Origin of the sequence: Pseudobacter sp. (assembly GCF_051955275.1) — a bacterium.
Taxonomy (GTDB): Bacteria; Bacteroidota; Bacteroidia; order Chitinophagales; family Chitinophagaceae; genus Pseudobacter.
On sequence record NZ_JBQCGW010000111.1, the window covers coordinates 17,115 to 28,950 of the forward strand.

Annotated in this window: 11 protein-coding genes; 5 read left to right on the top strand and 6 right to left on the bottom strand. The window is 49.0% G+C overall.

Going from position 1 to position 11,836, the window contains the following annotated elements; all coding sequences use genetic code 11:
- Positions 1-239 precede the first annotated feature (239 nt).
- The 3 genes from ACTHMC_RS09395 to ACTHMC_RS09405 all read left to right on the top strand — a co-directional run bounded on the left by ACTHMC_RS09395 (position 240) and on the right by ACTHMC_RS09405 (position 3,586).
- On the top strand, positions 240-1,505 hold the full coding sequence (locus ACTHMC_RS09395; protein WP_440412811.1) for an adenylosuccinate synthase: 1,266 nt from the start codon (positions 240-242) through the stop codon (positions 1,503-1,505).
- Between the two features lie 133 nt (positions 1,506-1,638).
- A complete protein-coding gene (locus ACTHMC_RS09400) occupies positions 1,639-2,229 on the top strand; it encodes a hypothetical protein (protein ID WP_440412813.1) in 591 nt (196 codons plus the stop codon).
- Between the two features lie 94 nt (positions 2,230-2,323).
- Positions 2,324-3,586, top strand: coding sequence for an anthranilate synthase component I family protein (locus ACTHMC_RS09405; protein WP_440412815.1), 1,263 nt, complete (start codon positions 2,324-2,326; stop codon positions 3,584-3,586).
- Between the two features lie 53 nt (positions 3,587-3,639).
- Here the strand turns inward: ACTHMC_RS09405 and ACTHMC_RS09410 are convergent, their stop codons facing one another.
- The 6 genes from ACTHMC_RS09410 to ACTHMC_RS09435 form a co-directional block, all read right to left on the bottom strand.
- A complete protein-coding gene (locus ACTHMC_RS09410) occupies positions 3,640-4,716 on the bottom strand; it encodes a lytic transglycosylase domain-containing protein (RefSeq protein ID WP_440412816.1) in 1,077 nt (358 codons plus the stop codon).
- A 145-nt stretch (positions 4,717-4,861) separates the two neighbouring features.
- Positions 4,862-6,325, bottom strand: a complete 1,464-nt coding sequence (gene gatA, locus ACTHMC_RS09415) for an Asp-tRNA(Asn)/Glu-tRNA(Gln) amidotransferase subunit GatA (RefSeq protein ID WP_440412818.1) — start codon at positions 6,323-6,325, stop codon at positions 4,862-4,864.
- 71 nt (positions 6,326-6,396) lie between these two features.
- Positions 6,397-6,621, bottom strand: coding sequence for a Sec-independent protein translocase subunit TatA/TatB (locus ACTHMC_RS09420; RefSeq protein WP_440412819.1), 225 nt, complete (start codon positions 6,619-6,621; stop codon positions 6,397-6,399).
- A 321-nt stretch (positions 6,622-6,942) separates the two neighbouring features.
- A complete protein-coding gene (gene rplS, locus ACTHMC_RS09425) occupies positions 6,943-7,332 on the bottom strand; it encodes a 50S ribosomal protein L19 (protein ID WP_440412820.1) in 390 nt (129 codons plus the stop codon).
- Between the two features lie 171 nt (positions 7,333-7,503).
- On the bottom strand, positions 7,504-9,063 hold the full coding sequence (rny, locus tag ACTHMC_RS09430; protein ID WP_440412821.1) for a ribonuclease Y: 1,560 nt from the start codon (positions 9,061-9,063) through the stop codon (positions 7,504-7,506).
- Positions 9,064-9,337: 274 nt separating this feature from the next.
- Positions 9,338-10,888, bottom strand: a complete 1,551-nt coding sequence (locus ACTHMC_RS09435; RefSeq protein ID WP_440412823.1) for a BACON domain-containing protein — start codon at positions 10,886-10,888, stop codon at positions 9,338-9,340.
- Between the two features lie 106 nt (positions 10,889-10,994).
- On the opposite strand from ACTHMC_RS09435, the gene ACTHMC_RS09440 reads away from it, so the two are divergent.
- Together ACTHMC_RS09440 and ACTHMC_RS09445 are read left to right on the top strand one after the other, a co-directional pair.
- A complete protein-coding gene (locus tag ACTHMC_RS09440) occupies positions 10,995-11,459 on the top strand; it encodes a hypothetical protein (RefSeq protein WP_440412825.1) in 465 nt (154 codons plus the stop codon).
- A gap of 29 nt (positions 11,460-11,488) precedes the next feature.
- Positions 11,489-11,818, top strand: a complete 330-nt coding sequence (locus tag ACTHMC_RS09445; RefSeq protein WP_440412827.1) for a hypothetical protein — start codon at positions 11,489-11,491, stop codon at positions 11,816-11,818.
- Positions 11,819-11,836: the final 18 nt, after the last annotated feature.

An 11,836-nucleotide genomic window follows, 5' to 3' on the forward strand; every position in this document is an offset into this window, starting at 1 on the left:
CTTCGCCCGCATCCCCGCGAGTGCCCCATATTTGTCCGGCTCCGGCGAACCCGGTGCCGCCGGAGGCAACGGAATAGAAGTCACTCGCATCCCCGCGAGTGATGGCCACTGCTAAAAAGAAAAGAGGCTGATCTTTTAGGTCAGCCTCTTTTTTATTTTCGTCTTTTATACCATTCGCCTATTTTTGCCCCCGTTTTCCGGAAATTGTTCCGGGAAGCTAAACACACACAAATTCTGTTATGGTTGATGTATTATTAGGCCTTCAATGGGGTGATGAAGGAAAAGGTAAGATCGTAGACTATTTCGCTCCGCAGTATGATATCATTGCACGTTTCCAGGGTGGGCCAAATGCAGGGCACACACTGTATGTGAACGACAAAAAAGTAGTACTGCACCAGATCCCTTCCGGCATCTTCCATGAAAATACCCTCAACCTCATCGGCAACGGCGTTGTGCTTGATCCGGTGATCTTCAAAAAAGAATGCGATAAGGTGGCAGAATTCGGCGTTGACTTCCGCAAGAACCTGTACATCTCCGAAAGGACCCACCTGATCCTCCCTACACACAGGGCGTTGGATAAGGCCTCTGAGATCGCTAAAGGAAACGACAAGATCGGTTCTACCCTCAAGGGTATCGGACCTGCCTATATGGATAAAACCGGCCGTAACGGTCTCCGCGTTGGAGATATGCTGGATAAATCTTTTACCACTCAATACATCAGGCTCCGTCTCAAGCATGAAAAACTGCTGACCAGCCTGAACTTCCACGAAGACATCACTGCCTGGGAAGAAGAATGGTTTGAAGCCATCGAATTCCTGAAAACTTTCAAGATCGTGAATGGAGAATACTTCATCAACGAGAAGCTGAAAGAAGGAAAGAGCGTACTGGCTGAAGGCGCCCAGGGTAGCATGCTGGACGTGGATTTCGGAACCTTCCCCTTTGTAACTTCTTCCAACACCATTTCCGCCGGTGTTTGTACCGGTCTGGGAGTTGCTCCACAGAAGATCAGGGACGTGATCGGTGTTACCAAAGCGTACTGTACACGCGTAGGCAGCGGTCCTTTCCCAACTGAACTGCACGATGAAACAGGCGAGGAACTCCGCCGTATCGGCAGTGAATTCGGCGCCACAACCGGTCGCCCACGCCGTTGTGGCTGGATTGACCTGGTTGCCCTCAACTTTGCCTGTATGGTGAACGGCGTAACCAAACTGGTGATGACCAAGGCCGACGTACTTGATCCTTTTGATGAGTTAAAAGTATGTACCGCATATAAGATCAATGATAAACTGGTTAAAGCCGTTCCATTCCAGATGACCCGCATGGCCATTGAACCGGAATACAAGAGCTTTAAAGGCTGGAAAACCGATATCACGGCCCTCCAATCAGCTGCGGCCCTGCCGGTGGTGATGAAGGACTACGTGACTTTTATCAATGACTATCTTGGAGTTAAAGTTGCCTGGATTTCAAATGGTCCCGGACGTGATCAATTGATAGAAATTCAGTAGTTTCATAGCACATAATCTTATCAGGGTTTTAATGATCAGCCGATCAGGTATCCCACTAATAAAATAGTAGTTAAATATTATTTTTGCCGGTATTTTTTTGTTTGAATAGCATGTGTATCTTAACAGTAAATACATGCACTCGGGCGGAGAGATCCCTGGTGTTTTTTCCGGAAAATTTTTTCAAAAAAAGTTTGGCGAATTAAAAACTTCGCGGAATTTTACAACTCAATCTTACCAGACAATGGCAGCAAAATCTGACAAGGAAAAAAAGACTGGCGGAAACCCTGCACCAAAGTCTTCTAAGGAACTTCCTAAGAAAGAATCCTCCAAACCCAAAAAGAGCGAGGATGATGATGAGGATGATGATCTTGAAGATGATGAGCTGGAAACTACGCCCAAAGCCGGCAAGAAAGCTGGCGGTAAAGCAACAGCATCTAAAAAGAAGTCCTCTGACGACGATGAAGACGGAGACGATGACGATAGTGATGATGATGGGGACGAAGTAGACGATTGGGATAAGGTGGAAGAAGACGAAGACTGGGATCCGGACTTCGAAGAATTCGATCTTCCTAAATCGAAGACGAAGAAATCCAGCGGCGGCAGCAGTGGCGGCGGCAAGAAATCGGCCAAGGACGATGACGATCTCGGACTGGACGATGAATTCAAAGACATGGATCTCTTCAACGACAGAGGCGGATTCGACGATGACGACGATGACTTCTAAAAGAAGGTTCACTTCTTTTTCAATAACCGATTTTCAGCAAACAAAAGCACAAATGTTGAACTGGACTTACAGCCGGTTCGACATTTGTTGTTTTTTGGATAATCATGAATACCAGGGCCAGCATCAATCATATGAATGCATCCTTGGCGCAGGCGCTCTCCATCGCCTGGAATGCAATGCAGGTAACGCTTTTGAGCAATTGCAGCAATTGCATGCTGAACACCGTGACTGGCTTTTCGGTCACCTGGGCTATGATCTCAAAAATGAACTGTTCCCCCTCTCCTCAAATCATCCCGATCCCATCGGTTTTGCCGATCTATGCTTTTTTGTGCCGGAAATTGTGATCCTGCTTGGAAAGGATACCATACAAATCGGTACTTACGGAGATGATCATGCGCAAATACTGGACCAGCTCACAAATCAGCCTTTTGCGGCCTGGTCGGGTATTCAGCATCAATTTCAGTCATGGCAGCGCTTTTCCCGGCCTGAATATATCAGCATCATTCAAAAACTGAAACAGCATATTCTCAGGGGCGACTGCTACGAGATAAACTTCTGCCAGCAGTTCTATGGTGAAAATGTAAAAATCATTCCCCTGAGATTGTTTGAAGAACTTTGTGCTGCCTCCCCCAATCCATATGCCGCTTACTACAGGTGTGATGATAAATACCTGATGTGCGCAAGCCCTGAAAGATATCTCCGTAAAGAAGGCAAGCACCTGCTGAGCCAGCCTATCAAAGGCACCCTGGCCCGCAACAGATTTGACGAATTACAGGATGCCGAAAGGAAACTGCAGTTACAGAACAGCGCCAAAGACCGCGCTGAAAATGTAATGGTGGTAGACCTGGTCCGCAACGACCTGGCAATGGTATGTGAAGAAGGCAGCGTAAAGGTTGATGAGCTTTTCGGCATCTACAGTTTCCCCCAGGTGCATCAGATGATCTCAACCATCAGCGGCACCCTCCGTTCAGACCTCAGCTGGATCGATGCCATCAAAGCCACTTTTCCCATGGGCTCTATGACGGGCGCGCCTAAACGAAGAGTGCTTGAACTGATAGAACAATACGAAGCCGTCAGGCGTGGCATCTTCTCCGGCGCAGTAGGATATATCACCCCGGATGCAGATTTCGATTTCAATGTAGTGATCAGAAGTATCCTCTACAACGAAACCACTGAATATATCAGCTGGCTGGCAGGAGGGGGGATCACTTTTTACAGCGATCCGGAACATGAATATGAAGAAAGCCTGCTTAAGGCTGCAGGCATCAGGCAGGTTTTCGGCGAGCACCAGCGCGAATCCTTCCGTGAGGTGGAAGCCCGCTGGAACAAAAAAGATCCCGGACAATCCCCCCAATAAAAAAGGGTGCACCTTGCGGCACACCCTTAGACTGAATTATTCTTCTTAATTATTTATTTCACCTGGTTGGATACAGTGGAACCGCTCAGGAACAACTGTACCGACTCGTTCAGGATCGCGTACTTGTTGGACATGAACAACTCCATCTTATCGGCAGGCAGTTTCAATTCGTACTGGTTGTCGGCGCTCGCCATCTTCTTATCGAACTCCGGATTGTACCTGTTGAAGGTAGTGATATCCATAGACACATGTTTGGCGATGCAGCTTGAATGGTACTTACCGGAAACCTGCAGGCTCTTTGCCTCGGTCAGCTCTTCATTACTCAGTTTGCGGTTGAGCAGGTAAGTAGCGGTAACCCCGATCTGTTCCCTGGCTTCCTGTTTGGTGAGCGTGGTAATGCCGCCCTGACCTTCGAACACGTAATGGGTACCAATGAATTTCTTAACGTGCGTACGGCTTTCAGCGGGCAGGTAATACTGGAGATCCCAGAAATTACGGCTTCCGCTCTTCTTGATAGCCGAATATACATTACCAGGTCCTCCGTTATAGGCTGCAATTACCAGGAGCCAGTCGCCGAACTCTGTGTAGAGGTCTCTCAGGTATTTAGCGGCTGCATGGGTGCTTTTATAGAAGTCTGTACGTTCGTCTTTACCGTGGCCCACTTTCAGTCCCAGGAGGCGCGCGGTGCCGGGCATGAACTGCCAGGGACCTACTGCCCCGGCCCAGGAAACGGCCGTGCGTTTGAGCTTGGATTCAATCACCGCCAGGTATTTGAGCTCCTGAGGGAGGCCGTAACGGCTGAGGATACCATCCATCATATTGAAATAGGGGCGGCCCCAATCCTTCATTTCCAGCAGGTCTTCACCATGCTTGTCCATATAATCCTCCACGAACTTCATTGCCCGGGGATTCAGCCTTACTTCAGCTGCAGTGGCATTTGCATCTTCTTCGGTATAGAGGCTGCTGAAACCGCCTGATTTGGGAGCGGTGGAATCAGCCTTTCCGGGAAGGAGCAGGTTTGTTTCCAATACAAAGTGATTGGAACGCGGTTTCTTAGTGGCGCCTGTTGTAGAAGCCATTGTAAACCATACCAGACACAGTAAACTGGCGAATACTAGTTTTCTTTTCATCATCATTTTTTTGAGCACAGAAATGCGACCCTTACAGGTATGGATTCAAGAGTTAAAGATGATGTTTCAAATAGGATAGAGAATGCAGTAATTCATTAGGATTGGAGGAAAAAAAATCGGTGCAGAGAACTCCGGGGGTCGAGCGTTAAGGCTTTTCATGTTGACCGGCGAATCTGTACCGCTGCATCCACTGATGGGATAACTGCAGCAAAGATAACTCGCAGAATCGGTTCGTCATAATCTGCAACCCATAAGGCATACCATTACTGTGCCAAAAAAGCGGGATTGAGATACCTGGAATACCGGTGAGATTGGAAAAAACTGTAAAAATGTCAGCCAGGTACATAGCGATGGGGTCCTCCATTTTCTCGCCTATTTTGAAGGCGGTGGAGGGGGCGGTGGGAAGAATGAGGGCGTCGAACTGGTTGAATACCATGTTCGTTTTATTGACCAATAGTTGACGTACCTGCTGGGCCTTCGTAAAGTACGCATCGTAGTATCCCGCGGAGAGCACGAAGGTTCCCAGCATGATTCTACGCTTTACTTCCCAGCCAAAACCGTCAGAGCGACTGGCCTTATAAAATTCGATTAAATCTGCTTTTTTATCCACATCGGCCCTGAAACCGTACTTCACCCCATCAAAACGGCTCAGGTTTGAGCTGGCCTCGGCGGTGGTGAGCACATAATAGGCGGGAACGATATAGTCGAGGTACTCGAAGTCGACCGGGCTTACTGTATGCCCGTCTGCCTTCAGTTTCTCAATGAGCCCGAGGATATTCTCCCTGATCTCGGGGTCAAGGGCAGGGCTTTCCAGGGCTTCCCTGAAATACGCGATGCGTAAGGGTTTGCCGGCTTCAGTGGTCACTGAAGCGGCAGCAGGGACTGTCTCTTCTGTAGCGGTGGAGTCATATTCATCGGCTCCTGCGATCACTTCCAGCACCTGGGCCACGTCCGGAACATTCTGTCCGAAGATTCCGATCTGGTCGAAGCTGGAGGCATAGGCGATGAGACCATAGCGGGAAACCCGGCCATAGCTGGGCTTGAGGCCTACCACACCGCAGAAGTCTGCCGGTTGCCTTACTGATCCGCCGGTATCACTGCCGAGGCTCACCATGCAGAGGCCTGCCTGTACGGATACGGCTGCGCCGCCGGAGGAGCCGCCGGGTACCCGGGTTTCATCCAGCGCGTTCAGTACTTTGCCGTAGGCTGAGTTCTCATTGGTGGAACCCATGGCAAACTCATCGCAATTGGTCACCCCTATGATAATGGCGTCTTCGGCCAGGAGGCGTTCCACTGCGGTGGCATTGTAAATGGCAGAGAAGTTCTGAAGGATCTTTGAGCCTGCGGATACCGCGTGGTCCTTGTAACTGATCACATCTTTAATGGAGATCACCACGCCGTGGAGTTTGCCCAGGGGCTTACCGTCCTTACGGGACTGGTCAAGTGCTTTGGCTTTTTCCAGGGCCTCAGTGGCGAACACCTGCGTATAGGCATTGAGGTTGCTGCGTGATGCTATAGCCGCTAAAAAATGCTGAACAGTATCTGTACAAGTGACAGAACCATTCAGCAGATCAATATGATATTGTTGTATCGAAGTATACGTAAACAAGCGAAACCACCGGTTTTGAGCGCACAAAACGGTTAAAGGATCAACCGGAAAATAGGAGTGTCGGTCAGAAATTATTGAGCAGAGGTGGCTTTCTTATCTTTTTCCTGCATGCCTTCCTCGATCTCTTTCTTCACGTTGTTTTTAGCATCGTTGAATTCACGGATACCTTTACCGATACCGCGCATGAACTCAGGAATTTTACGACCGCCAAACAGGATCAATACCGCAAGAATGATCAGGATCCACTCAGTACCACCCGGCATTGAAATCAGCAACAAATTGGCATTTAATAACATGATCAACTATTTAATTGGTTTGAAATACGAAATTACACCTTTTAGGTAAGCAAAACGAAGAATAGACTTCCAAATTATATACGTGGTTGCCTGCAATCTGGGTTTTTTACATCCGGTTAACGAATGCAAGCGATTGTGTGACATTTTAATCTTCTGTGTGATCTTTCTGCGCTTTCTTCCTTTGTTGTAACGCAGGATAGCCTTCTTTGTTTTCCAACGCACTCTTTCCTTAATCAGCCGCGCCGGCAAGCACAGGCACAAAAAAAGAGCCTGCCTCCGGCAGACTCCCCATATTTAAAATAAGCTGAATTAACGTGAATTCTATGCCTTCGCAGCCTTTGCTTTCGCTGCAGCACCAGTGAGAACGCGTTTTTCCTTGATCCTCGCACTCTTACCGCTACGTTCGCGCAGGAAGTACAGTTTAGCACGACGAACACGACCAGTCTTGTTCAGTTCGATGGAATCAATGTTTGGTGAGTAGATCGGGAAAGTCCTTTCCACACCTACACCATCGGAGATCTTACGAACAGTGAAAGTTGCGGTCTGAGCAGTTCCCTGGCGTTTGATAACATCGCCGCGGAAGCTCTGGATACGCTCTTTACCACCTTCAATGATCTTATAATTAACAGTGATATTATCACCTGCTTTGAATTTCGGGAATTCTTTCGTTCCGGTCAACTGTTCGTGCACATATTGAACTGCTGCGTTCATGACTTCTAAATTTAAGGGAGGCAAAGGTAATGAGAAAAACCGTAATTCGCCAGATATCTAACTCTTTTTCTGTTTTTTCTCCTGAATTGGTTCGCACCACATCGGTACTCACCTTCATTTCACCCTCTGAATCAACCCGTTGTTATGATAATTATTATTTAAATTTCTTTTTTACTTAGCTACGTTCACCGCTCTCTTTTCGCGGATAACGGTTACTTTGATCTGTCCGGGATAGGTCATTTCAGTCATGATCTTCTGGGCGATCTCAAAAGAGAGCCTGTCGGAATCAGCATCTGTCACCTTCTCTGCTTCAACGATCACGCGCAGTTCGCGGCCGGCCTGGATAGCGTATGCTTTCTCAACGCCCTGGTAGGCCATGGCAAGTGCTTCCAGCTCCTTGATACGCTGCAGGTATTGCTGCATGATCTCGCGGCGGGCGCCTGGTCTTGCGCCGCTGATGGCGTCACAGGCCTGAACGATCGGTGCGATCACATAAGCCATTTCCATTTCGTCGTGGTGTGCGCCGATGGCATTCACTACGGCAGGGTTTTCCCCGTATTTCTCAGCCAGCTTGGCTCCGAGGAGGGCGTGGCTCAGTTCTGTTTCTTCGTCAGGTACTTTACCGATATCGTGCAGGAGGCCGGCACGTTTGGCAAGTTTGGGGTTGAGGCCCAGTTCGGCAGCCATGATACCACAGAGGTTGGCTACTTCACGGCTGTGCATCAGCAGGTTCTGGCCGTAGGAAGAGCGGAAACGCATCTTACCAACGATCCTTACCAGTTCCTTGTGAAGTCCGTGGATACCCAGTTCAATTACAGTACGCTCCCCGATCTCCATTACCTGCTCTTCGATCTGACGGCGGGTTTTCTCCACTACTTCCTCGATACGGGCGGGGTGGATACGGCCGTCGGCCACCAGCCTTTGCAAGCTGAGACGGGCGATCTCCCTGCGGAGAGGATCGAAAGAGGAGAGGATGATGGCTTCGGGGGTATCATCTACGATCAGGTCAACACCGGTAGCGGCTTCGATTGCGCGGATATTACGTCCTTCGCGGCCGATGATCTGTCCTTTTATTTCATCGCTTTCCAGGTTGAAAACAGTGATGGAGTTTTCGATGGCCTGTTCAGCAGCAGTACGTTGAATGGATTGGATGATGATCTTGCGGGCTTCCTTGTTGGCTTTCTGCTTGGCATCGTCGATGATCTCCTGCTGAATGGCCAGGGCCTGCGTATTGGCTTCCTGCTTGAGGCTTTCCACCAGCTGAGCCTTGGCTTCTTCGGCGGTGAGGCCGGCAATCTTTTCAAGACGGCGGATATGTTCTTCCTGGTGTTTCTCCAGTTCTGTTCTTTTCAGGTTCACCACCTCTATCTGCCGATTGAGATTATCCTTGATGGCGTCGTTCTCTTTTATCTGTTTCTCTGCCTGCTCTACTTTCTGGTTGATGGTTTGCTCTTTCTGGCGGATCCTGCTCTCTGAATCATTGATCTTCCTGTTCTTTTCCAGCACTTCCTTGTCGTGTTCCGCTTTCAGCTGTACAAATTTCTCTTTGGCTTCCAGCATTCTTTCTTTCTTCAGGTTCTCGGCATTGGTCTGGGCATCTGCGAGGATCTTTTTGGCCTGTGCCTCTGCTTCTTCTACTTTCTTTTGCGTATCCTTGGCGGAAAGTAGCTTACCCACTGCAAATCCAACGGCCAGTGCTACTCCTCCAATTATATAGGTTAATGCATCCATTTTGATTAAAATGTTTTATGAGTTCTAGCATGTTATAGTACCCCGGTATGTATAGTAATTTCTCCAATACGTGAGGTTAATGTGCGAAAGTAAGAAAATTACGGAATGATTCCCGGAACTGAACATTAGAAGGACAATAATTGTTACCGTACCCGGATTTTGAAGATGCAGACGAAGCGTTGACCCTGTAGTAATTATGGGGAATAGGAAGGGAAATGGCCTGCCGCATTGCTGCAGCAGGCCTTCACTATTACCAGATAGCAGCATTTATATCTTATTGGATAACGATCTTCCTGATCTTCCCGTCGCAGCCATCCACCACCCACACATCTCCGTTGGGCGCGATGTTTACATTTTCTGGAAGACAGAAGCGGGCGGCTGAACCGGTGCCATCTACAAATGCCGCATCTGATTTGATCCCGCCAAGCGTGGATACCCATCCTTTCTTACTGATATAACGGATGCAATGGTTATCCCGGTCGGCCACTGCGATATTGCCTTTTGCGTCTGTGCCGATCCCTCGCGGGAACCAGAATCGGGCCCGGTCTCCGGGGCCGTCAACCAAACCGCTCTCACTGCCGGCAACCAGTGATACATCACCGGCAGGCGTGAATTTCTTGATCTTACTGTTATACGAATCGGCCAGCAGGATATTGCCTTCCGCATCGAGGCGGAGGCCTTGCGGAATAAACAACCTGGCTGCAGTGCCATTACCGTTCACATCCCCTGAAGTGGTGTTTCCGATAAAAGTGCTGACAGTATTCCCTTCGATCTTGCGGACCTTATTGGCATAGTACTCGCTTATATAGATCACTCCGTTCTTATCTACCGCAATCCCCTGGGGATTATTGAAAGATGCCACCGATACATCACCGTCAACTGTTCCGAAGCGGGTGTTGTGGCCTGCGATCCTGGTGACTACACCGGCAGGGGTGATCTTCCTGATACAGGCATTGCTCAGGTCCACAACGAAAATATTTCCATCGCCGTCGATGGCCATGCTTTGAGGACTGCCGAAAGTGGCGTCAGCAGCGGGCCCGTCATCCATACCGGGCATACCTGATCCTGCAAATGCGCGCAGCACGCCATCGGAACTCACTTTAAAGATCCTCATCAGGTTCCTGTCTGAGATATACATATTCCCCCGGGCATCGAAAACAATATCGCTGGGTATGGCATTATCTCCCGGGTTATAATTGAAAGTGCTTACTGCACCTATCCAGTCATAATAGAAATCGGTGGTGGATACACTGGTCCTGGTATTCGTTTTCACAGTTATTTTCCCATCACCTGCTTTTGCAGGAATGGTAACGGTGAGCGAAGTTCTTGTAGCGGCGGTAACAGTGCCAGTCAGCTCATTTACTTTCACTGTGTTTTCAGCCGGTACTTCGGAGAATCCTGTACCGGTGATCACCAGCTGACCGCCGCCCTTGCCATGCTCCGTAAAAGAAGTGATGGCCACTTCAGGTTGCAGCTGCGTTACACTCACCGTTACGGCATCGAGCCCCGTTGCTTTCAGCGTGATCGTTGTTTTCAGTTCATTGGCGCCTGTGTTGGGGGCGCAGGTCAGTTCTATTTTGGTATTGCCGGAAGAACCTTTGAGGGGCAATGCTTGCAGCCAGGAAGGAAGACCGCTCAATTCCCAGTCTGTGTTGGAACTGACGTTGAAGGATTCTTTGCCGCCTTCCACCTGGAGGGTAATGGAAGTTTTGTCAGCGCTTAATTCGTTTTGCGGCGGACTGGTTTTGTCGCCGCCTTTTTTACTGCAGCTATGGATACAGATACTGCTTATCAGGGTCAGCAGACCGATGGGCAGAAATTTCATAGTGTAAGGGTGTGGGTTATAATTTGAATGAATTCAGAAACGAAACTAATTGACTTTTATGATCCATTAATGCTAAATTCGTATTACCATATACACCTTACCTGACATGAAATCCCTGACTTTCAACAAACGCATTTTTTTTGTAATAGGAGCTGCGTTTTTCCTCCTGACTGCCTGTAAGATCACCCTGCTTTCCGCTTATGATGAGGTCACTGATAAAGTGCTCTCGGACATGCAGCAGTCAACCACATCCTTTTTTGTACAATACGAAACCACACCGTCCGCACCCGGACTGAAATACGAAAACCAGTTGCCTTTTTACCAGGGACTCAAAATCAGTTCCCGTACCCTGCGCATCCGGAACAACGCTATTGAACAGAACAAGCCGATGATCACCCTGCTGGACCTGCTGGATGAGAACATCACCCTGATGGACTCGCTCCACCGGCAAAAGCCGGACGGCTTACTGGCGCCTCATGATGTGCGCCTGCTCAAGAGCGCCTTCGAGACCCAGTATACGGCGATATTCAAATTCATCCTGGCATTGAAGACCAGGGCCTCTGCCAAATAATTTCATTCATTCATCCCATTCCATCAGCTATGAACCTTAATATTCCGGCATTGGCGAAGGACATGCTCAATGCCGCCAAACCAGTCCTGAACGATTACTGGAAAGAAGTAAAGCCTTATGTGGAGAAGGAGAGTAAGGCCTTTGCCCAGAACCTGGGCATGATCGCCAAACTCAAGGTCCAGGGAAAGATCACCCGTGAGGAAGCGCTGATCCATATCCAGATCCAGCGGAACTCCTACCGGGCCGTGCTCACTGCCGTGGAAGGCCTCGGCATCCTGATGGTGGAAAAAGCCCTGAATGCCGCTATCGGCGCAATAAAAACGGCGGTGAACACTGCCATCGGCTGGACTTTGCTCTAAGCGCTCAAGGAACTTCAG